This window comes from Glaciecola sp. KUL10 (genome assembly GCF_003203515.1).
GTDB lineage: Bacteria > Pseudomonadota > Gammaproteobacteria > Enterobacterales > Alteromonadaceae > Glaciecola.
This window is the reverse complement of record NZ_BGNG01000002.1, coordinates 373,782-394,244: the sequence shown is the minus strand read 5'-3', so window position 1 is coordinate 394,244 and position 20,463 is coordinate 373,782. Positions and strand designations below refer to the sequence as shown.

The 20,463-nt window shown below is 40.6% G+C and carries 23 protein-coding genes; 11 read left to right on the top strand and 12 right to left on the bottom strand.

Annotation, left to right across the window (positions count from 1 at the left end):
- Positions 1 to 182: 182 nt before the first annotated feature.
- A complete protein-coding gene (locus tag KUL10_RS05635) occupies positions 183 to 872 on the top strand; it encodes a response regulator (protein WP_158525326.1) in 690 nt (229 codons plus the stop codon).
- A 100-nt stretch (positions 873 to 972) separates the two neighbouring features.
- The gene (locus tag KUL10_RS05630) at positions 973 to 1,611 is read left to right on the top strand and encodes a hypothetical protein (RefSeq protein WP_110427917.1); all 639 of its coding nucleotides are present in this window, start codon (positions 973 to 975) and stop codon (positions 1,609 to 1,611) included.
- A 47-nt stretch (positions 1,612 to 1,658) separates the two neighbouring features.
- Here the strand turns inward: KUL10_RS05630 and KUL10_RS05625 are convergent, their stop codons facing one another.
- The gene (locus tag KUL10_RS05625; RefSeq protein WP_110427916.1) at positions 1,659 to 3,200 is read right to left on the bottom strand and encodes a DUF3612 domain-containing protein; all 1,542 of its coding nucleotides are present in this window, start codon (positions 3,198 to 3,200) and stop codon (positions 1,659 to 1,661) included.
- 167 nt (positions 3,201 to 3,367) lie between these two features.
- Here KUL10_RS05625 and KUL10_RS05620 point away from each other — a divergent pair, with 167 nt between their 5' ends.
- Complete coding sequence (locus KUL10_RS05620; protein ID WP_158525325.1) at positions 3,368 to 4,417, top strand: hypothetical protein; 1,050 nt, start codon at positions 3,368 to 3,370, stop codon at positions 4,415 to 4,417.
- A gap of 73 nt (positions 4,418 to 4,490) precedes the next feature.
- Here the strand turns inward: KUL10_RS05620 and KUL10_RS05615 are convergent, their stop codons facing one another.
- Both KUL10_RS05615 and metF read right to left on the bottom strand, forming a co-directional pair.
- A complete protein-coding gene (locus tag KUL10_RS05615; RefSeq protein WP_233499731.1) occupies positions 4,491 to 5,342 on the bottom strand; it encodes a virulence factor BrkB family protein in 852 nt (283 codons plus the stop codon).
- 121 nt (positions 5,343 to 5,463) lie between these two features.
- The gene (gene metF / locus KUL10_RS05610; protein WP_110427914.1) at positions 5,464 to 6,345 is read right to left on the bottom strand and encodes a methylenetetrahydrofolate reductase; all 882 of its coding nucleotides are present in this window, start codon (positions 6,343 to 6,345) and stop codon (positions 5,464 to 5,466) included.
- Positions 6,346 to 6,494: 149 nt separating this feature from the next.
- On the opposite strand from metF, the gene metJ reads away from it, so the two are divergent.
- The gene (gene metJ, locus KUL10_RS05605) at positions 6,495 to 6,818 is read left to right on the top strand and encodes a met regulon transcriptional regulator MetJ (protein WP_110427913.1); all 324 of its coding nucleotides are present in this window, start codon (positions 6,495 to 6,497) and stop codon (positions 6,816 to 6,818) included.
- On the opposite strand, the gene KUL10_RS05600 is transcribed toward metJ, so the two are convergent.
- Both KUL10_RS05600 and KUL10_RS05595 read right to left on the bottom strand, forming a co-directional pair.
- Complete coding sequence (locus KUL10_RS05600; RefSeq protein WP_110427912.1) at positions 6,819 to 7,469, bottom strand: DUF2959 domain-containing protein; 651 nt, start codon at positions 7,467 to 7,469, stop codon at positions 6,819 to 6,821.
- Positions 7,470 to 7,491: 22 nt separating this feature from the next.
- Entirely contained in the window at positions 7,492 to 7,719 is a 228-nt protein-coding gene (locus tag KUL10_RS05595) for a hypothetical protein (protein ID WP_110427911.1), read from the bottom strand.
- A gap of 69 nt (positions 7,720 to 7,788) precedes the next feature.
- Between KUL10_RS05595 and pip the strand changes: the two genes are divergently transcribed.
- The 3 genes from pip to KUL10_RS05580 are packed head-to-tail and all read left to right on the top strand — an operon-like array spanning position 7,789 to position 10,158.
- Entirely contained in the window at positions 7,789 to 8,745 is a 957-nt protein-coding gene (gene pip / locus KUL10_RS05590) for a prolyl aminopeptidase (protein WP_233499717.1), read from the top strand.
- Positions 8,746 to 8,758: 13 nt separating this feature from the next.
- Positions 8,759 to 9,199, top strand: a complete 441-nt coding sequence (dtd, locus tag KUL10_RS05585; RefSeq protein ID WP_110427909.1) for a D-aminoacyl-tRNA deacylase — start codon at positions 8,759 to 8,761, stop codon at positions 9,197 to 9,199.
- A 56-nt stretch (positions 9,200 to 9,255) separates the two neighbouring features.
- Positions 9,256 to 10,158, top strand: a complete 903-nt coding sequence (locus KUL10_RS05580; protein ID WP_110427908.1) for a bifunctional GNAT family N-acetyltransferase/hotdog fold thioesterase — start codon at positions 9,256 to 9,258, stop codon at positions 10,156 to 10,158.
- A 78-nt stretch (positions 10,159 to 10,236) separates the two neighbouring features.
- Here the strand turns inward: KUL10_RS05580 and rpoH are convergent, their stop codons facing one another.
- Positions 10,237 to 11,088 (bottom strand): RNA polymerase sigma factor RpoH, encoded by an 852-nt coding sequence (gene rpoH / locus KUL10_RS05575; RefSeq protein ID WP_110427907.1) that lies wholly within the window; start codon positions 11,086 to 11,088, stop codon positions 10,237 to 10,239.
- Between the two features lie 284 nt (positions 11,089 to 11,372).
- Here rpoH and KUL10_RS05570 point away from each other — a divergent pair, with 284 nt between their 5' ends.
- Complete coding sequence (locus KUL10_RS05570) at positions 11,373 to 12,599, top strand: EAL and HDOD domain-containing protein (RefSeq protein ID WP_110427906.1); 1,227 nt, start codon at positions 11,373 to 11,375, stop codon at positions 12,597 to 12,599.
- A gap of 16 nt (positions 12,600 to 12,615) precedes the next feature.
- A complete protein-coding gene (locus KUL10_RS05565) occupies positions 12,616 to 13,866 on the top strand; it encodes an EAL and HDOD domain-containing protein (RefSeq protein ID WP_110427905.1) in 1,251 nt (416 codons plus the stop codon).
- A 20-nt stretch (positions 13,867 to 13,886) separates the two neighbouring features.
- Here KUL10_RS05565 and ftsX read toward each other — a convergent pair whose 3' ends face one another.
- The 3 genes from ftsX to ftsY are packed head-to-tail and all read right to left on the bottom strand — an operon-like array spanning position 13,887 to position 16,779.
- The gene (gene ftsX, locus KUL10_RS05560; protein ID WP_110427904.1) at positions 13,887 to 14,867 is read right to left on the bottom strand and encodes a permease-like cell division protein FtsX; all 981 of its coding nucleotides are present in this window, start codon (positions 14,865 to 14,867) and stop codon (positions 13,887 to 13,889) included.
- Positions 14,864 to 15,553, bottom strand: a complete 690-nt coding sequence (gene ftsE, locus KUL10_RS05555; protein WP_110427903.1) for a cell division ATP-binding protein FtsE — start codon at positions 15,551 to 15,553, stop codon at positions 14,864 to 14,866. Before ftsE ends, ftsX begins: the two co-directional genes overlap by 4 nt.
- A 20-nt stretch (positions 15,554 to 15,573) precedes the next feature.
- Positions 15,574 to 16,779 (bottom strand): signal recognition particle-docking protein FtsY, encoded by a 1,206-nt coding sequence (ftsY, locus tag KUL10_RS05550; RefSeq protein WP_110427902.1) that lies wholly within the window; start codon positions 16,777 to 16,779, stop codon positions 15,574 to 15,576.
- Here ftsY and rsmD point away from each other — a divergent pair.
- Positions 16,779 to 17,456 carry a 16S rRNA (guanine(966)-N(2))-methyltransferase RsmD gene (gene rsmD, locus KUL10_RS05545; RefSeq protein WP_306305325.1) on the top strand — a complete coding sequence of 226 codons (678 nt, stop codon included), beginning with the start codon at positions 16,779 to 16,781 and terminating at the stop codon, positions 17,454 to 17,456. The two genes, ftsY and rsmD, sit on opposite strands and share 1 nt — an antisense overlap.
- A 21-nt stretch (positions 17,457 to 17,477) precedes the next feature.
- On the opposite strand, the gene KUL10_RS05540 is transcribed toward rsmD, so the two are convergent.
- Entirely contained in the window at positions 17,478 to 18,068 is a 591-nt protein-coding gene (locus tag KUL10_RS05540) for a YjaG family protein (RefSeq protein WP_110427901.1), read from the bottom strand.
- Between the two features lie 36 nt (positions 18,069 to 18,104).
- A complete protein-coding gene (locus KUL10_RS05535; RefSeq protein ID WP_110427900.1) occupies positions 18,105 to 18,710 on the bottom strand; it encodes a YhgN family NAAT transporter in 606 nt (201 codons plus the stop codon).
- Positions 18,711 to 18,904: 194 nt separating this feature from the next.
- On the opposite strand from KUL10_RS05535, the gene KUL10_RS05530 reads away from it, so the two are divergent.
- Positions 18,905 to 19,087 (top strand): helix-turn-helix domain-containing protein, encoded by a 183-nt coding sequence (locus tag KUL10_RS05530; protein ID WP_110427899.1) that lies wholly within the window; start codon positions 18,905 to 18,907, stop codon positions 19,085 to 19,087.
- 40 nt (positions 19,088 to 19,127) lie between these two features.
- Here KUL10_RS05530 and pepB read toward each other — a convergent pair whose 3' ends face one another.
- The gene (pepB, locus tag KUL10_RS05525) at positions 19,128 to 20,405 is read right to left on the bottom strand and encodes an aminopeptidase PepB (protein ID WP_110427898.1); all 1,278 of its coding nucleotides are present in this window, start codon (positions 20,403 to 20,405) and stop codon (positions 19,128 to 19,130) included.
- Positions 20,406 to 20,463: the final 58 nt, after the last annotated feature.

Here is a 20,463-nt window from a genome sequence, read left to right as displayed (position 1 = left end):
CCGCAGACAAATACTGGCTATAGAGCATTAGTGTCTGTTCACAATAACAACTGGTTGTTAGCAGAAAGATTTATCGTTATTCTTTTAAGCAATCAATTAAATCAACCAGGGCAATTTGATTTGGGAGGCGTGGAATTAGTCGTGGACCTCCCCGTAATTACTGAATAATTACCATGGAATTTATGAGAAAACACATACTAGTAGTAGAGGACGAATTAGAGGTCGCCAAAAGCATTTGTATATTTTTAAGGAACGCAGGCTTTAGGGTTTCTCATTTGGAGAGAGGAGACGAGGTCGAACTCTTTTATGAACAACATCAAGTTAGTCTTATTGTATTAGACGTGATGTTGCCTGGGCTTGATGGAATGGAGGTATGCAGGCGAATCAGAACTAAATCAGACGTTCCCATTTTTATTTTAACGGCATGTTCGGATGAATCACAACGTCTAAGCGGCTTAAAACTAGGTGCAGACGACTATATTTGTAAACCGTTTAGCGCCCCAGAATTAGTCGTACGAATACAAAACTTTTTACGCCGTTTCGACTCGGCAAACCTTAATGATAGTCTGATTTTGAATAAGGACTCCAATTCAGTTAGCCGAAAAGGAAATTCAGTTACAATGACCAAGTCAGAAATAGAGTTGGTTATGATGCTTAAGAGACGTCCCAATCAAGCCTTTACTAGAGAGCAAATTCTTGACGGGATATATTCTGACTATCGCGATGTAACTGATCGAACAGTAGATACACATATCAAAAACATCCGTAAAAAACTAAAAATAATCTCCCCAAATCATGAGTTCATTCAAGCTGTCTATGGCGTTGGTTATCGATTTGTTCGAGAAGTAGGGGGACAGCAAATAAACTCATAATTTCCTCAATTTGTTGGAATACTATTATCGCCATATAAGAACAAGCGGTAGGAATCTCAATTGAGATTAGCTAATTGCACGGGCGCCGACAAACACTAGAATGAATAAAATACTAGCAATCATTTTTTTAAGCTTTTTAACAACTAAAATTCAAGCCGAAATAATCGAAGCAAATTATACTTTTGACGGAGAAAGACTATCGTTGAAAAATGGCGCTGATATTTTCTCTGTCGAATTTACAACTGGTGACACATTAGAATTAAGATTTTCGACAGAAGGCGAAGGAGCTTATTGGGACTTTAGCGATCAAAAGTCTCGTTATTATGCTGGTTTCGATATTGGTTTCGAAGAACGCGCATTTCGTGGTATTGAAGGAAGTTATGAATTCTATCATCAGGGTAAAGTTGTGCACTCTAGAAAACACTACTACAGTGCAGAAACTGGCCAATACGGTGGGCCGGGAGTAGTAAATGTGCAAGAAATCGATCAGTTTGATGCTGTTCGTATTAGTTATAAATTAACAGTTTCACTGGCAGATAATGACACGTTGATACATCATGACGGAGTTCAGACATCTTGGTCCATTTGGGACTCACTTGGAAACAGTGAAAGAAGCATTCGCTTTTCCAATGGTAAAGCAGAAAAGACAAACCTCCCCAAACTGCTTATTATTTTTGGCATCGCCATTTTTTTATTACTACTGACAAAAAGAACACAAACCTTGCCAGCACAAATTTAGGACAAACCCTATCATTGATTTAACTTCGTCTAAGTGCCAAGACAAGATCACGCGATAAACGTCGAATTCGAATCAATAAAACTCCCTTGATAGCAGCTTGGTTCACGAGGGCAAGAGGCCCCTCTTGAGCATATTAGCCTCGCAGGGCTATCTATACTTCTTTCAACCCAATTAATATTCAAAATGCGCGCAATACTCGAAAGCTTAGCTCTCAATACTGGAGGAATGTCGGCTGAACCACCGCTTTGAACGCAAACCTTTTTTAGGTCCTGCGCTATTGTGAGCGCATCTTCTCCCTGCGCCTCAATGGCGGGGTTGAGATCAATTCCAGTACACAAAACGTGATTGTTCTCAGCTAAATCTTTGGTATTGGTTGACTCACAGCAGTAAATTCGGGGTTCATCGCCAACGTTCAGAATTGACAGCTGAGCCGAAGTACCAGAAACAGGCTGATTAATCATCCGAAATACCGCCCAATGCTGACATGGATCCTGTACTTCTCGCATATTCCCCCAAGGCAAAGGAATACCATTACCTCGATAAACAGCCTTTAGCTTACCCGGCGCATAAGCATCAAAATAGTGCCAATGACGATAAGGCGAAACAGCCGTCATTCTACGCATAGCCACTGACGCAGATACGTCTAACTGTTTGTGAACACTCACTTCATACCCTTGGCGATCAAGTAGTTGCCTAAAGGGCACCTTAGGGCAAAGTAAAGCACCCGCAAAAAAGCTAGATTCAAAGTCGCGCCACGCTTGCAAAATATCTTGCGCATCAACCGTAGAAGAATGCGCAGATGCTCCTTGCGAAACCGAGTATTGATTTAAACCAGTAACAAGTACACTTTTTAGGCCCTCACGGTTGTGCAGAACACTATGACCAATATGCACAGCCAAATCATACTTAAGGCGTTTGCTATGGTTTTGTAGCTTTTTATTAATATGAATTTGATTGGGTGCGCCAAAGAAAGAAGTCACAATACTGGTTGAGTTTACCCCAAGCTCATTTAATAAGGCTTTAGGTAAAGTATCAAACCATTGAATTTCTAAGCCTTGTTGTTGAGCAATTTCGATAAGTTCGTCAACAGACAAAGGCATGCGCTTTTTACCAATTTCCTCTGCTGCTCGTTCTAAATCAGGGAAATGATTTTGATGGTGCTCTTGATGAGCGCGGATAAGCAAATGTGCAAACTGGCGACCACTAATACCTGTTTGCGAAAGCATTTCTGGGATGGCTATCTGGAGTATCTCATTGGTAAATAAGAAACTCGGTTCAAGTGCCATACCATTAATTCCGCCTCGGCTACCTTTATCAGGAGTAATAGCACTTTGCTCAGGAACATCGTCTAAAAACCAATTTACTTCTTTTTGAAAAACCGCCGCAATCACTTCTAGCATGTCACTGCTTGGCACTCGTTTACCGCGTTCGATCATAGATAAGTACGATACTGATGGCGCATTTTCTGGATTGACCCGAATGCAACGAGCGGACAAATCTTCCATGGTTAGATTATTCCGCTTACGTAAGTTGCGGATTTTCGTCCCCATCAAATGAGACTTTCTGTTTAGGCTGACTGTGCTTTTCATAATTTTATACTTTGGTATTGGCTTTTGTAAAATTTACACTGTGAAATTTTAATTGTGAAATTATAATTAAATTTATTCTATGCTTAAAATCAAGCAGACGCTACTAATAACACACACAAACCTAACGCCGACGCTTGGAATCTGTTAAAACAATGAGGATAATAAAAATGAATATGCCAGCACTGAAACACAGCCAAATCCATCAAGGTTTTTATAACTTTGTTAACGAGGATGTATTGGCTTCGGTGGGTATCGCACCAGCTACTTTTTGGCAGGCATTCGAACAAATTGTCCATGAATTTACCCTGCTGCAACCTACTAAGCATAGTATGGGTGGCCCTATTGCCATCAACACCATGGATAGAAGTCAGAAGCCAATTATTGCTGAGATCGACAACAAAGATGCAATTGTTGACGCACTAAACAGCCGATGGACCAGCGTTTGTAATCAACCTAACCAAGCTAAAGACATACTAGACCAGCGTTTTCCACTAACTGAAGGTAGCCATAAACAGGTAAAGAACTATGTTGTTTACTATCACCATTTATTGGCATTTTTTGCAGACGGGAGTCAGTCTGGCTTGCAAAACCCAAGTCAATTTGTTGCCTTATCTGGTCATAAATGTTCGCCAAATTCTATTTTACTAAAAGAATCGGGCCTACATGTCGAAATAATTTTGGATGCAAGTGGCACGATAGGCAGGCAAGACCAAGCTAATATCCAAGATGTTCAAGTAGAGAATACAAACTGCACTATCATTGAATTTACGCCTACAAGTAATATGAGTACAAACGCCAAGTTAACGTCATATAAGACATTGATGGAAGTGATGAATAGAACTATCCACGGTACACAAAAGAGCGGACATCAGACAAAAGCTAAAGGTTTACGACACAACCAAACCTTTACTGATGTCGAGGGTAATGATTATACAATACAAGGAACCACTCCTTGTTATATTTCACATAGAAATAGCATGCAAACGAGTGAAATGATGAGAAACGCAGAAGGTACTTATGCGCCCCAAGATATTATTGATACAGTCATGATTGCGCTTCTCGATACAGCTAGTCAACAGAGCGAAAGCTTACACATCTTGCAGCCTGCATCCAAAATGGCGTCAGATATCGCTACCACAAATAGCTTGTATAGAAAAATCGAGAAGATCCTAAATAGACAAGCAAACAGCATCAAAATGGTCTTATCCAATCACTAAAAACCTTTAAGTGAGAAGTAAAAAGGCGTTGATATTTATTTTCAACGCCTTTTTTATGTTCAGCTCTAATGGCCTACTTAATAGACTTTTTTGATGACTCTGTCGCTACTTCATAAGCTTTATCTCGAGCTTCACAAGCAGTCGTCAAGCTATAAGTAAATACAGCCCCTAACAACACCACAATCCAACTTAAATAAACCCAGACAAACAGTATTGGGATAACCGCTAGCGCGCCATAGATTACTTGGTAAGAATCGAAATTTGATACATACAACGCAAAGCCTTTTTTTGACAACTCAAAAAGTAACGCGGCTAGTAAGGCACCACCGAAGGCATATTTTGCTTTGACTGGTCGATTGGGTACTACCATATAAAGAATCATGAATGCTCCAATTGCCAAAAAACTAGGCACTAACTTTAGGAAAAATGTTCCCAAACCTGGCGTATATTCCTCAGCAAACGCTGCTAGCCCAGCTAAATAGGAGCTTACGGCTATACTCGAGCCAATTAGTAATGGCCCAAGAGTGATAACCATCCAATAAATGGCAAAGGTGTAAACCACCGGCCGGTCAACCACGGTCCTCCACAAATGGTTTAACGTTTTATCTATATTTGAAATGAGTAACAGTGCGACAACTAATAAAGTAATTATACTGATCGCGCCCATACCAGACGCATTAGCAACAAAATCAGCCATATACTGTTGAACAACATCACCCGATGTTGGTACAAAATTGCTAAATATAAATGATTCGACTTGCTCCCTTGCTTCTTCAAATGCGGGAAAAGCAGACATGATCATAAAAAACACCATGATCACTGGCACAAGTGATAACAAAGAAACATAGGCTAAATGGCCAGCTGACACTGTTATGCGTTCGTTTTTTAAATGATCAAAAAAGACACGAGCAGATTCAATAAGCAAAGGCTTGTAATAGTTAAACCATTTTTGAAAGGTGTTTGACAAAGCTAAACTCAATATTAAGTAAAATACACGTTCAAGTTTAGCTTGATGAAACGCTTACGCCAAGTATAGCTTGTTAAGCTTATGTGCGAAGCCCCAACATATGACATATCGCATAGCTTAACTCTGAACGATTCAGCGTGTAAAAATGGAAATGTTTTACACCTTCTTTTGCTAATACCTTGACTTGATCCATCGCGATACTCGCCCCAAGCAGGTTGCGAGTGGTTTGATCATTTTTATCTAAACCGTCGTACATTTTGTGAAGCCAGTTAGGCACATGTACGTTGGTAAAGCCCGCAAATTTGACTAGCGTTTGATAGTTGGTCACCGGTAATATTCCCGGAACAATATCTAAATCAATGCCAGCCGCAGCTGCCCGATCTCTAAAACGCAAGAATACACTACTATCAAAAAAGAATTGTGTAATCGCTTCATTAGCGCCCGCCTCTGCTTTGCGCTTTAGATTTAACAGGTCAAATTGATCGTTAGGTGCTTCAGGGTGCTTCTCTGGGTATGCAGCAACAGAGATATCAAAATCGGCAACGTCTTTTAGTAAAGTCACTAAGTCAGAGGCATACATATCAGTTTTTTCAACACCTTGGGGTAAATCTCCACGTAAAGCGACGATACGCTTGATCCCTGAATCCCAATACTCTTTTGCAATACTTCTCAATTCATCAGGCGTCGCATCTACACATGTTAGGTGGGGAGCAGTGGCGATACCTGTTTCTGTATTAATACGTTTAACGACCGCATGCGTTCTGTCTCTTTCACCAGAATTGGCGCCATAGGTAACCGACATGTATTTGGGCTTTAGCGGTGCTAGTCTTTCAACCGACTTCCAAAGCGTCGTTTCCATTTCTGGCGTGCTTGCAGGAAAGAACTCAAAAGACACTTCTATATCGCGAAGTTCTGAAATTGTTTGATTCAGAGCATCAATGCCCTGTGCATAAGAAACCATGTTGCACTCTTAAATAGCCGTTTAGACGTCCAAAATACGAAATATACTGATAGACGTCAAGAAGTTTACACTGCTAAAATGGTGGTTCTAATATATTTGTTAGAAGTTTCATATATCAAAATAAAAAAATAAAACTAAAAGAACCGAAAATGGCAAACTGGAACGGAAAATACATTCACCCTTACGCAGAGCACGGTAAGAAAAGCGAGCAAGTTAAAAAAGTAACTGTCTCTATACCGATCAACGTATTAAAGGTATTAACGGACGAGCGCACGCGCAGACAAGTGAACAATTTGCGTCACGCAACTAACTCTGAATTGCTGTGTGAAGCATTCTTGCATGCGTTTACGGGGCAGCCTTTGCCAAATGATGAAGACTTGAAAAAAGACAACCCTCACAGAATCCCGCAAGACGCACGGGATATCATGTTAAAAATGGGGTTATCGATAGAAGACGCCGAAGATAACGACTAATTAGCCTCGGATACTCGCAATGAACTCGTCAGACTCTTTGATTGCAGCGTTCATTTCTTTTATCAGCACAGATACATCAGATTTAATTTCGTTAAATTCACCTTGTAAAGAGCCGATCGCGTTAGCATTTAAATTATGCTTTAAATACAATACGTTATCTTGAAGAGCCTGCAAGACGGGCGGCATACTATCCTCAACATTTCTCATTGAGCGCAACAAGTTGTTGTATTTGCGCTGCGTGTCGATCAGTTTGCGCTGGCTGTCTCGTCTTAAATTTGCATTCGAAATTTGAGTTAGCTCTGATTCCCACTCGCGAAATAAAGAATCAGCAACGCTTTCGACTTTGTTGATTCTATCGCTAACTGATGCCGCACTTGTTTGGCTCGCTAAGAACTGGTCGTTTAACTCGTTATAAACATCTTCAAGCTCGCCACCTTTAAAGTTGATTAATGCACTGAACTCTTCCAGCGCGCTTGAAAACTGTTCTTGCGCTTCTTTCTGAGAATCTTGAGCATCCTCAACACGGTCAACTAGAATGTCTCGTTTTTCTACGCCTACTTTTTCCCACATATTAAAATACGCGTCTTGAACCGTACTTTTGCAGCCACTAATGGCGAAGGTAGCAACAAGTATTGCTGCGAAGAGTTTCATATTTTATTCCCTAAATTATTGTTTAACTTTTATATCTTGCGGCATCTATGATAGACCATAGATGGAAAATAGCACCCACAATCCACATAAAGAATAGTATAACGGTTGCAACTAACGCATATGAAACGCTAGCACCGATGAAGAAAAACAAAGCCATAAAAATACGGCCTTGTACTAATTGCCCAAGGCCTGGAATAAAGATATTACAAATTGCGGCAATGACATTTCCACCTGAACCTTGTCCTGACATAAAAACTCCTTGATAGTAGAGGTTGGTTAATTCCAACATATGTGTTTAAACTAATAAAACAAACGGAGTTTGACAACTAATAATATGCATGGGAATCACTCAAACCAACTGATTTATGATCACCAACATTTAGATGTTGGGCATGGTCACCTTATCTCAATCGAACAAAGTGGAAATCCAAATGGGATACCCGTTTTATATCTGCATGGCGGGCCTGGCGCGGGCTTAGGCAAACATTATCAATGGCCATTTGATTTAAAAAGGTATCGCGTAATAGGGTTTGATCAACGCGGTTGTGGTCGTTCAACTCCAACTGGAAATATCGCTCACAATAACACAGATTATTTGTTACAAGATATTGAACAGCTAAGAGAGTACTTACAAATTGATAGTTGGATAGTGTTTGGCGGCTCATGGGGCTCGACCTTGGCACTTCTATATGCAATAAAATACACTCAACGCGTAAACGCCCTCGTATTGCGTGGCATATTTTTAGCACGCAAAGAAGACTTCGAATGGTTTTTGATGCCCAACGGTGGCGCAGCACAAGTTTTTCCAGATATTTATCAAAATTTTCGTCGAAATTTTAAATCGTCCGATTCCTTTTTAGATGTTTGCGAACAATACATCAGACTGTTTCAAGATGAACACAAGCACAAGTCTGCGTTGCAGGATTGGTATAACTGGGAAGGCCATATCTCAAGGTTACAAAGCTCAGCAATCGATGCAAGCGACTTATCAAGTGAGAATCAAGTGAGAAATTTAGCGCTACTTGAGTGTCACTATTTGTTGAATCATTGCTTTGTTGAAGAGAACTTTATCATTGATAATATTCAAGCTATCCGACATATTCCATGCCATATCGTTCACGGGCGCTATGATATGGTCTGTAAAGTTGAATCGGCATTGACACTTCACCATCACCTTCCCCAATCCACACTTGATATTATTGATAATGCAGGACATAGCATGTCAGAGAACGGTATTGCTAAACGGTTAGTAGAAATCATGTGTAACGAGTTTTAGGATATCCAATGACATGAAAGCCCTTGTACAACGCGTTTGCCAAGCCAGTGTGAGTGTAGATGGTCAGTGTATTGGCGAGATAAAAAGCGGAATGATGGTGCTCTTAGGTGTTGAAGCAACGGACACCGAAACCATTGCCGAAAAACTAGCCAACAAACTTCTCAAATACCGTATGTTTAATGATGAAGCGGGCAAGATGAATCTCAACCTCACGCAAGTCGACGGTGAGCTTCTCGTTGTATCACAATTTACCTTGGTGGCTGATACACAAAAAGGAAACCGACCTGGCTTTTCCAAAGGTGCTCCGCCTGAGCTCGGAAAACACCTATATCAGCATTTTATCGCGCATATAGACACACAATATAAAGCATGTAAAACTGGTCAATTCGGAGCGGATATGCATGTCAGCTTAATAAATGATGGGCCAGTAACATTTATGCTCGAAGCTTCTTAAAGGGTGATTTTTCAATATAAAGAAAGCACCTATAAACCATAATAAGAGAGATACCTTTGTTTACGATTGCCACCCCAAAAACCGAACAAGAACTCACTGACTATTTCGAATTTAGGTGGCAATGGTTGCGTGAACCTTGGGGTTTCCCGATAGGCTCCGAAAAAGACGAATACGAAACGGTCAGTGAGCATCGCACTGTACTAAACACCTCGGGGAAAATTGTGGCATGCGGACGAGTCCATTTAAATACGTCTGAAGAAGCGCAAATAAGGCATATCGCGGTCGACAAAAATTACCGCCGCAAGGGCATAGGCGAAATAATACTCGGCGCGTTAGAACAAGTTGCTAGAGATTTAGGTGCAAATACTGCAGTAACCAACTCTAGAGAAGCATCTACTGACTTTTTTGCTGCGTGTGGATTTGAGGTTGAAAAAGAAGCACCCAACGAACTGGGCAAACTAAAACGCAAACAAATGCATAAACGCCTTATTGACCACTCAGCCCTAGTTCTTCACCCCAAATGGTGTGCAGAACTTCAAAAGACATGGCATGAAAAAATTCCTATCAGCGAACACATGGGAATTACCCTGTATCAATATACTGAAAAAACCATCGAAACCCGAGCATCTCTAAATAAGAACGTTAATTTACATGGCACGATGTTCGCCGGTAGTATTTTTTCTCAAGCGACACTGACGGGTTGGGGCATGATATATCTGCAACTCAAACAAAAAGGCCTATCAGGTGAAATTGTATTAGGAGATGGTAATATCCATTACCACAAACCGGTAACAATGACCCCAAGAGCAAGGTGCAATATTGAATCTGTCAATGCTAAATTTGAGTGGTTAGAAAAAGGCAAAAAATGCCCAATCTCTCTGTCGGTTGATATCATTGATGGAGACAATGCCGTCGCAAGCTTTGAGGGTAAATTTTGGGTGTTACCTGTGAGACCTTAATAGTTGGTGCAAGCTTTGAAGCAAAAACAAAAAAACGGCTTATCGCCGTTTTTTGTTTTTAATCGACTAACAGTATCATCAAGCCATTGCAGCTTGTAACTTCTTCATTGCATTCTTTTCAATCTGACGTACGCGTTCGGCAGAAACATCATACTCGTCCGCGAGATCTTGTAATGTTGTTTTTTCATCAGCTAACCATCTGGTTTCTATGATGTGCTGACTGCGCGCATCCAATGTCTTTATAGCAGAGTATAAACGAGCAGATGCGGTTGCATCATGGTCGTTATTGATAACTTCCATTTCAACATCAGTAGTCTTGTCTTCTAAGAACTGAGCCGGTGCAAAGTTACTGTTTTCATCATCGTCAGCCGACAAATCAAACGCTGCATCTTGGCTACTCATGCGTGCTTCCATTTGAAGCACTTCTTTTGTGCTCACACCTAACTCATCTGCAACTTTTTGCACTTCATCATGTGTAAACCAGCCCAAACGCTTTTTAGCTTTACGAAGATTGAAAAATAACTTACGTTGCGCTTTAGTTGTTGCGACTTTAACAATACGCCAATTCTTGAGTACAAATTCATGGATTTCGGCTTTTATCCAATGCACAGCAAACGAAACCAAACGAACACCCACGTTTGGATCAAAACGTTTGACCGCTTTCATTAAACCAATGTTGCCCTCTTGTACAAGATCAGCTTGGGGTAAACCATAGCCAGCATAAGATTTTGCAATATGTACAACAAAACGAAGATGCGACATAACAAGTTTACGCGCAGCCTCTAAATCGCCTTCATCAAAAAGACGGGTAGCTAAAGATTTTTCTTCTTCAGCTGTTAGCATTTTTATGCCGCTTACCGCTTGTATGTAGCTTTCGATACTGCCACTTTGCGGAACGGACAATGCAAGTGATTGCACTTTTGAATTCATCATGACCTCTTACTATGTTCGGCTCAATTACGTCGAATAATACAAACTATTCATTCGACTCAATATATGAACGGAAGTTCGTAAAAATTATTACAGTAAATATAAGGATAAATAAGCAGAACTCAAGCCTAAGTTTTAAATTATTTTGACCGATAAGCTATTTATGTTCGTTATTTATACCAAGTAGGTAAATTAGCTTTTTAAAAGCTGCTTTAATATCGGAAGTTCAATACGAAAACCTAAGTAGTATTGTTCATTTTATAACTGTAGATAAGTGAGAATACATGTTCGCATACATCGCCAGGCAGGCTATATATGATCTTGAGAAACAAGTTTATGCATATGAACTTTTATTCAGAGACGGAGTGAGCAACTGCTTTCCTGATATATCGCCTGATGAAGCTACTAGCAACATGATTGCCAATAGCCACTTAACGATGGGTGTCGAAGATATAACACTCAACAAGCACGCGTTCATTAACTTCCACCAAAACACCCTACTCTATCGCTTTCCATCAACTTTAGACCCTCTAAATGTTGTAGTAGAAATCGTCGAGACTGTTGAAGTTGATAGTGAATTATTGAAAGCATGTGAACACATCAGGAACCTTGGCTATCGGATTGCTTTAGACGATTATGATTTTGCTCCTCGATGGGAGCCATTAATTGAGCTCTGTAACTTTATTAAAATTGAAGCAGAATTAATTGAAAACGCAAACCTGAAACAACTAAAAAAAATCAGAGAGCTTAAAGATAAAGGTATCAAGCTCGTCGCTGAAAAAGTTGAAACACTCGAACAATTTCAAAAATACAAAACCATGGGCTTCGATTTGTTTCAAGGTTATTTTTTGGCAAGGCCGGAAGTCGTTAAGCACAAAAGCTTGGATGCCGCATTGACCTCAATTATAGAGTTAGTGGGTATCAGTACATCACCTGACTTTGATATCAATAAAGTAAATGACGTTATCGAAAAAGACGTTGGCTTGTCGTTTAAATTAATGCGATTTATCAATAACCCAACGTTCAATAAACGCAATAAGATTGAGTCTCTCAGTCATGCATTGAAATACATGGGCAGCGTTGAGCTTAAGAAATTCATCGCGTTACTAGCTTTGGCAAATTTAAAGGGTGAAAAACCCGAAGATTTAATTACGTTATCGCTGATTAGAGCCAAATTTTGCGCACTCATGTCTCTTGCCGCAAACCAAAAAGACAATCCACCTAATAGCTTTATACTGGGCTTATTTTCATATTTAGACGCGCTGCTTGACCAGCCAATGGAAAGCTTAATGCCCAAACTGCCTGTAAGTGATGTAATTAAAGATGCATTACTCAATCCTAAATCTGTTTCCAAACTAGCGAATCAGCTTAGGTTATGCCGAGCCTTCGAACTGGCAGACTGGGAAAACATAGAAAAGCTCTCGACTACTATAGAATTAGATACAGAAGAATTATATGAAATGCACTATACAGCTATGAAATGGACAAACGACGTTAAAAATAGTTTCTAATTAAGGATAATCTAATATGCGTTTTGCATTTTTCGCTAGACAAGCTATCTTTGACAGACATGAGCGAGTATTCGCATACTCTCTCGCATTTAGGGATGGAAAAAACGCTCAAATCCCTTATCACCCAGAAGAAAAACAAAAGAGCATAGAAAAGCGTCTTGAAACGCTTAGTTTAGCTGATATTTCTAGTGACAAGCTCGCATTTATTGAATTTTCTGATCAGGCTCTCATTAATCACTTAGTCGGTTTTAATCGAAGCTTGCCCTTCGTTATTCATATTACGCTGGAACAAATCAATAACGCAGCGGTCTTTGCTTCTTTGACTACCTTAAAAGAACAGCATCAAATTTGTTTGCAACACACATCAGTGTGTCATATTACGGCTGAACAAAGAAACCTACTAAGCTATATCGCTCTCCCCTTTGACGGCTACCAAAGCTCAAAAAGCAACAGTGCTTCACAACTAGAATTAAACGAGTGGAGAAAAGCAAACATAAATCTTCTTATCACGGATATTGACTCTCTAGACGCATACACATCACTCAAATACGATGACGTTGATTTTTTTCAGGGTAAGTTTTTTCTACAATTAGACAAAAACGAAAAGCGTGAATTACCAGCGTCAAAAGTTAATGTACTCGCGCTACTAGCTGCCATTAATGATGATGAATTTGACTTAACTAAAGTTGCCAAGCTTACCGAGCGCGATGCGTCGATCTCATATGCTCTGCTTCGATTTATTAATAGCCCATTCGTTAATAAACGCACAAAAATAAGCTCACTAGAACATGCCATTACATATCTTGGTGAAATAGAAGTGAAGAAGTTTGTCGCCTTAATTGCGGTCGTGAATTTAGCTAATCAAAGCACCGAGGAGCTGCTGAACATTTCGTTAATACGCGCAAAATTCATCGAGCTCATGTTGGAAAAAACGGGGCAAAACTCACTAAAAATGACAGGATTTATGCTTGGCCTTCTTTCACTCTTGGATATTATATTAGAGCAACCGATGCAGGATATCTTGCACCAGATACCAGTCGCCGCTGAAATAAATGATACCTTATCAGGCGAGGAAACAGTCCTGAGCCCTTTGATAACCGTCGTGAAGGGGTTCGAGAGCGCGCTTTGGCAGAATGTAATTAAATACTCTATTGATAGTGGGCACTCACAAATTGAAATTCACCACACATTTAACCAAGCTATATTGTGGGCCAATGAAATCAATCAAGCTAGCTCTGCCTATTTCCCAAGAACAAAACCAAGTTGAGGTATTTCTTTATTAATAGTTTAAGTGGGTTCTATTTCTCTCACGTGACGCTGAACAGACAGCGCAGAGCCAACTAACCCCAGTGTAACGGATGTGCCTAGCATCATAAACACCATACCGGTATCCATTTCAGTGATATCAAAGTTCATTTGATAAAGTTGCATAAAACCTTGCAAGCTGGCATCCACCCACAGCAAGATCAACGCGACAGTCACCCAAGCCATTATGCCTCCTAATAAACCATACCAAAATCCGGTATATAAAAAAGGCCTTTGGATAAAACTATCGGTGGCGCCAACGAGCTTCATTACCAAAATTTCATCACGTTTATTCATGATACTCAAGCGTATGGTGTTGCCGATAATTAACGCCACCGCAAAAAATAGTAACACCGCAAGCATATTGACTAGGTCTTTGGTTATATTCAGTAAGGCATACAAGCGCTCTAACCACTCGATATCCAACTTACCGATATCTACTTCGCGCTCTTTTCGCAATTTATCGAGCAACAAACCTGCCGCAGTTGGACTAGAGTGTTTAGAGGTTGGTACCACCAGCAAGACCGAAGGCAAAGGGTTTTCATCTAAATAATTTAATGCATCCCCAAGCCCCGATAGTGCTTGAAACTCTTTTAGTGCATCGTCTGCCGGTATAAATTTGACATCTGCAACTTCTGGCAATAATTGCAATCGTTTGATTAGTTGCTGAGCATTTGCGTTTGATACTCGTTTATGCAAAAACAATGAGATCTCGGAAGCTTGTTGCCATTGAGCACTGATTTGTTCTGTATTTTTAACTAAGATATACAAAGTACTTGGTAATGTAATACTGAATCCCAACACACCAATTGTCATAAGTGATGCAAACGGAACTCTATACAACTCGCCAAGACTATTAATCGCTTGACGTAAATGATCAACAAAAAACATTAAGAAGCGTTGAAGCAATCCAACTTTATGTTGTGCAGCACCTTGTTGACGACCTCCAAATAAAAGACTCATGGGTTGCCAATCTCCTGCGAGTCATCGAGGCCATCAGTGATCATTTTTCCGTCTTTGAGGGTCAATGTGCGATACTTCATTCTAGCAATCAAACCAAGATCATGTGTCGCGATAAATACAGAAACACCAGCTTGATTAAAGTCTTCAAATAAACGCATTATCTCCATCGATAATTTGGGATCTAAGTTTCCTGTAGGCTCATCTGCAAGTAATAATGGAGGGCGGTTAACGACGGCTCTGGCAATCCCTACACGCTGTTGCTCGCCTCCTGAGAGGGTAATAGGCAAATTACGAGCTTTATCTGCCAATCCGACCATTTCGAGGGCCGCATCAACGCGTTTAGCTATGGCTTTACGAGTATAGCCTTCGATAACAAGAGGCAAGGATACGTTATCAAATACTGATTTATCCATTAACAATTGATGGCTTTGAAAAATCATGCCTATGTCACGACGTATATAAGCAATTTGTTTGCGTGTAATTTGATTGAGATCGTGGCCATTAATAAGAACGCGCCCAACACTCGGTCGCTCCATAATACTGATCAATTTAAGTAAAGTACTTTTGCCTGCGCCAGAATGCCCCGTTAGGAAGGCCATTTCTCCTTGCTCGACATGAAAATCGACCTTTCGCAAAGCCTGTTGGCCACCGGGGTACGTTTTACTGACTTGCTCAAATTTAATCACAAACGGCCTTTATTATGTGTTTAGTTAGCTTCGTCTGGCGTGGCCTCATTACTACTAAATAAGGCCTCTACAAATTCATTGGAATCAAAAGGCTTTAGATCATCGATGCCTTCTCCAATACCAATGTATCGCACTGGGATTTTAAATTCATCTGCAAGCGAAAAAATCACGCCACCTTTGGCAGTGCCATCTAATTTTGTCAAGTTAATACCTGTTATGCCAACGGCCTCATTGAAAATTTTGGTCTGGCTGACAGCGTTTTGCCCCGTACTTGCATCAAGCGTGAGCATGATTTCATGAGGTGCTAATGGGTTTTGCTTTTTCATCACACGCACCACTTTCTTCAATTCTTCAATCAAGTTGTCTTTATTTTGAAGACGCCCTGCAGTATCAGCAATAAGCACATCAGCTCCTTTTGCTTTTGCAGATGCCATCGCGTCAAAGATAACCGATGCACTGTCAGATCCTGTTTGTTGAGCAACAACCGAAATATCGTTGCGCTCCCCCCAAACCTGCAATTGCTCGACAGCGGCAGCTCTAAAGGTGTCCCCTGCTGCTAACATCACTTTTCTACCGTCTTGTTGAAACTGCTTTGCTAACTTGCCGATGGTGGTAGTTTTTCCTACCCCATTAACGCCCACCATTAAGATAACAAATGGGTGTTGGCTTTCGTCTTCACTCGTGGCGATATTTAGGTCAAGAGGTTGACTTACGGGCTCCAAAATATCTCGCATTTTCGCCTTTAACAGCTCATAAAGGGCTTCGCCATCTTTTAGTTCTTTGCGTTTCGCATTTTCAGTCAAACTATCAATAATACTGCTGGTAGTTTTTATCCCGACATCAGCGACCAGCAATTGTGTCTCAAGGTCTTCATATAGCTCATCGTCTATTTTTTTTCCTACAAACAGATTTGCAAAACCGCTTCCTATGTTTTCTTTAGTGCGCGATAAACTTTGCTTCAAGCGCGAAAAAAAGCCAACTTTTGTTTTTTCTACAGTCGTTACCTCAACATCATCGGCCAATTCGATTGAAGTGTCCACTGACTCTATAAGCTCTGCACTGTCTGTCATAGAAGGTGCTACAGCAAGCGATTCTTCATCATCTAGTTGAGTGAGATTGTCAACGACTGCCTTTTCGCTGTTTACAGGTTCTTCAGGCGTGGTAGGCGTGTGTTCGTCATTAACTTTTTCCGCATCATTGCGAAACCATTTAAATAGCTTTGACATTGAATATAAAAATCCTTAACAGAAGTGCGCTTGGCTCGGATATAATCCTTAATAATAGCGATATGTTAGCATTTTGGATAGGCATGGCGAAAGCAAGAAAACCACAAGGCAAGTCAACAGGACAATTACGTGTGATCGCAGGGGTTCATCGCGGTCGTAAATTACCGGTGTTGGACATACAAGGATTGCGCCCTACAACAGATAGACAAAAAGAAACGCTGTTTAATTGGTTGATGATGGACGTGCAGGGTGCTGTTTGCTTGGACATGTTCGCAGGTGCAGGCTCTTTAGGAATTGAAGCATTATCCAGAGGCGCTAAGCAAACTTTTTTTGTCGAAAAAAACAAAGCTGCTGCACTCAACATTCAAGATAATTTAAGCTTGTTAAAGTACGAAAACTCACAAGCAAAAGTATTTCACAATGACGCATTTACAGTATTGAGCACTGAGCTTTCAAGTTCAGTTTTTGACATCGTTTTTATCGATCCGCCTTTTAACGCATCTTTGGTACAGCAAAGTATCGATATGATAAATGCCCATATTACGCTTGCAAAAGACGCTAAAATCTATGTTGAATGTGAACACACTGCCGCAAATTTTAACTTTCCTTCTCACTGGTCTTTGATAAAACAATCAAAATCACAACAAAGCTGTTCTCAGCTGTTTCAAGTCAGTTAATTATATCAATATGCGGAAATGTTAAACCTTTGCCGATAATCCAATATTAGACACTAGTTCGTCAGTTAAAAATGCTTTGAATGAATCTAGGTCTATTGGCTTGCTCTGTGACAATTCGACAAGGTACTGTTGAATAGCTATCTCAAACTGCATTAATTCATGTTGTTTGAGGTCAACGCCGGTTAACTCTACCTCTTCAGTAGCATTGATATAGGCCTCGGTGCCTCCTTGGCTAAGCTTGGCTATCATGACAGCCCCACTGGGTTCTTCATCTGCGACTATCTGTAAAGCAACTTGCAAGCCCATGCAAAAGTCTAATGCAGGGAAAACACCATAGTTATCAAAGTCTGTGATGTCAGGTGTAATTTCTTCGATTTTTTCACTTTGCACAGTGCAGTTGATTTTAGCTTTGGGTGCTTTGACGTATTCCCAAAGTAGGTTGATTAAGTTTTTTGCCTGAATCGGATCGCCATATTCATTGAGTTCACAAAAAAGTTGGTAGTTAATCCACATACGTTCTAGCAGGGCAGCAGAAAACGCTAATGCTCGCTTTTTGGGGAGTTCTCTTACCTGTTGAAATGTATTTAGTTTTGGCGATTGAGCATTTGACATTTATTTGCCTTTCGTTTGTTTTCAGTCACTAGTGTCTTAAGCTTGTGCAATGATGACCTGGATGTAAATACCAATGCCATTCAACAGCATTTGAATGGCCACCATTATCAGAATCATTCCCATGAGTCTTTCTACGGCATTTAAGCCCTTCTCACCTAATATCCTATGCACAACATTAGACATTGACAAAATTAGCGCACTCACTAACCAAGCTGCGCAAAGTGCAATGGTCCACTCTGTCATCATGTTGGGTTTCTGGTTAGACAGCAGAATCAAAGCAGCCATCGTTGATGGGCCTGCAATCATCGGTACAGCTAACGGAACAATAAACGGTTCTCCGCCAGCGGGTAAACCCATCACTCCACCAGGTGGAGGGAAAATCATTCGCAGCGCAATGAGAAATAAAATGATACCACCAGCGATACTTACCGTTTCTTGTTTTATTTGTAAAAAGTCGAGTAAAACTTGTCCGCTATGCAAAAAGATTAGCAATATAATTAATGCAATACAAAGCTCACGAATGATAACAATGCGACGCCTTTTGGGTTCGATTGTTTTTAATACCGACATGTAAATGGGTAAGTTACCAAGCGGATCCATAATCAAAAATAGCATGGTTGCCGCTGCAAGAATTTCAATCATGTGATTCTGGGTTGGTTACTAAAATATTGGGCGAGATGGTACACGACTATTGACGCAAGCAAAATGCGTGAACACAAAAAATTAATATCTAAGCCTTTTTCGCTAATTTTTTTGTCGTTATTGTCGTTAACTAACTAGAAGCAAACAAAATTATTGTGCAACGCACACATTCAACACATATATTGGAGTAACCAATGGCCCTAATGACAGTAAGTGAAGTCGCAGAATTTTTAGCTATTCAGGATGTAAGAGTCGAGCGACTTGAAAGAGAAAGTCTTTTGATGTCAAAGGATAAGGATGCAGATGGCAATCCATTGTTTGATAAGGGCGACGTAGAAAGATATAAAGAACTTGCCGAAAGACTAGGTGGTATATAAACCACCTAGCTACTCAATGGTCTTTTCTAATGCACGTTTGCTAATCGAGTAAACACGCAGCAATCGTTAACACCCCTTGTGCAGTTGCGCCATTCGGGTGAATGTCACTTCCACTTCGATTGTATGCAGCTGCCAAGTCCACATGCACCCAAGCCGCTCCATCGTTACCTGCAAAACGCAGTAAAAACCCAGCTGCATTTGAAGCACCACCAGCACCACCGCCTTTAGCCGGACGACTGTTTGCCGTGTCAGCGAAGGGAGATGGACATTGTTTTGCGTGCCATTTTTCTAATGGTAGACGCCAGTGTAATTCGTTGGTTTGTTTTGCTTTATTCAATAAGAATTCGACAGCCGAATCATCGATACCGAATACAGCATTATATTCCTTACCTACGGCCATCATTGCTGCGCCTGTCAAGGTCGCAGCGTCAATCGTAAGCTTAGGCCGGTCTGCGGCCGCTGCCATTAAACCATCAGCAAGCACTAATCGTCCTTCGGCATCTGTATTTACGATTTCGACAGTGGTCCCGTTTTTATAAGTGATAATATCGCCAAGCTTATAGGCATGGCCACTGATTAAGTTTTCTGCACAGCAAAGATAGAGCTTAACCCGTTTTTTTAACCCCTGCATAATTGCTAGGCCAAGCGCGGCAGTTACCGTCGCGGCGCCCCCCATATCGCACTTCATATCGAGCATGCCTTCACTACTTTTGATACTATAACCGCCGCTATCAAACGTAATACCCTTTCCTACCAAAGCAACATCTACATCTGCTTCTTTCCCAGTAGGATGATAGTCTAATTCAAGTAGGACAGGAGGCCTAATGCTGCCTCTCCCTACTTCATATATGCCTTGCCAACCCTCTTCTTTTAAATCTTCACCGACAACAAAACGCGCGCTTACGTATTCACTATCAAGTGATTTTATCCAATCATATGATTGTTGTGCTAGTTTCTCTGGACTAATATCCTGTGGCGTTTGATTGATGATATTCTTTGCAAACAATAACGCTTTTAACTGATTGTTCAACTTACTTTCATTACTGCTTTTTGCCCAACTAAATTGCCCTTTGTGATCAACACCACAAAAAGAAGACACAAAGCTCCATTGCGCATTTTCGTCCCATTCACCTGCAAATTTAATATTTGCTACTCCAAGAGAGGCGATTTTTCGAGCTGCCTTTTGAATGCCTCTAGTCTGACAGTCTTCATTTTGTAAATGGATCATTGCGCCATTGCCAATTACCGAAACAATAGCCGAGTCTGAATAGGGGGCTAAAGCCGGTTTGTTGGCAAGTGTTACTTCAAAATAACTCATGACATCTCCGTTAATTATACGTTGCCACTATTATTGGCAACTAAATTCCATTGACTCC

What these genes read in the sequence shown, in the direction of transcription:
- KUL10_RS05635 (WP_158525326.1), top strand. Translation starts at nt 183, where the DNA reads ATGAGAAAACACATACTAGTAGTAGAGGACGAATTAGAGGTCGCCAAA.
- KUL10_RS05630 (WP_110427917.1), top strand. Translation starts at nt 973, where the DNA reads ATGAATAAAATACTAGCAATCATTTTTTTAAGCTTTTTAACAACTAAA.
- KUL10_RS05625 (WP_110427916.1), bottom strand. Translation starts at nt 3,200, where the DNA reads ATGAAAAGCACAGTCAGCCTAAACAGAAAGTCTCATTTGATGGGGACG.
- KUL10_RS05620 (WP_158525325.1), top strand. Translation starts at nt 3,368, where the DNA reads ATGAATATGCCAGCACTGAAACACAGCCAAATCCATCAAGGTTTTTAT.
- metF (WP_110427914.1), bottom strand. Translation starts at nt 6,345, where the DNA reads ATGGTTTCTTATGCACAGGGCATTGATGCTCTGAATCAAACAATTTCA.
- metJ (WP_110427913.1), top strand. Translation starts at nt 6,495, where the DNA reads ATGGCAAACTGGAACGGAAAATACATTCACCCTTACGCAGAGCACGGT.
- KUL10_RS05600 (WP_110427912.1), bottom strand. Translation starts at nt 7,469, where the DNA reads ATGAAACTCTTCGCAGCAATACTTGTTGCTACCTTCGCCATTAGTGGC.
- KUL10_RS05595 (WP_110427911.1), bottom strand. Translation starts at nt 7,719, where the DNA reads ATGTCAGGACAAGGTTCAGGTGGAAATGTCATTGCCGCAATTTGTAAT.
- dtd (WP_110427909.1), top strand. Translation starts at nt 8,759, where the DNA reads ATGAAAGCCCTTGTACAACGCGTTTGCCAAGCCAGTGTGAGTGTAGAT.
- rpoH (WP_110427907.1), bottom strand. Translation starts at nt 11,088, where the DNA reads ATGAATTCAAAAGTGCAATCACTTGCATTGTCCGTTCCGCAAAGTGGC.
- KUL10_RS05570 (WP_110427906.1), top strand. Translation starts at nt 11,373, where the DNA reads ATGTTCGCATACATCGCCAGGCAGGCTATATATGATCTTGAGAAACAA.
- KUL10_RS05565 (WP_110427905.1), top strand. Translation starts at nt 12,616, where the DNA reads ATGCGTTTTGCATTTTTCGCTAGACAAGCTATCTTTGACAGACATGAG.
- ftsX (WP_110427904.1), bottom strand. Translation starts at nt 14,867, where the DNA reads ATGAGTCTTTTATTTGGAGGTCGTCAACAAGGTGCTGCACAACATAAA.
- ftsY (WP_110427902.1), bottom strand. Translation starts at nt 16,779, where the DNA reads ATGTCAAAGCTATTTAAATGGTTTCGCAATGATGCGGAAAAAGTTAAT.
- KUL10_RS05540 (WP_110427901.1), bottom strand. Translation starts at nt 18,068, where the DNA reads ATGTCAAATGCTCAATCGCCAAAACTAAATACATTTCAACAGGTAAGA.
- KUL10_RS05535 (WP_110427900.1), bottom strand. Translation starts at nt 18,710, where the DNA reads ATGATTGAAATTCTTGCAGCGGCAACCATGCTATTTTTGATTATGGAT.
- KUL10_RS05530 (WP_110427899.1), top strand. Translation starts at nt 18,905, where the DNA reads ATGGCCCTAATGACAGTAAGTGAAGTCGCAGAATTTTTAGCTATTCAG.
- pepB (WP_110427898.1), bottom strand. Translation starts at nt 20,405, where the DNA reads ATGAGTTATTTTGAAGTAACACTTGCCAACAAACCGGCTTTAGCCCCC.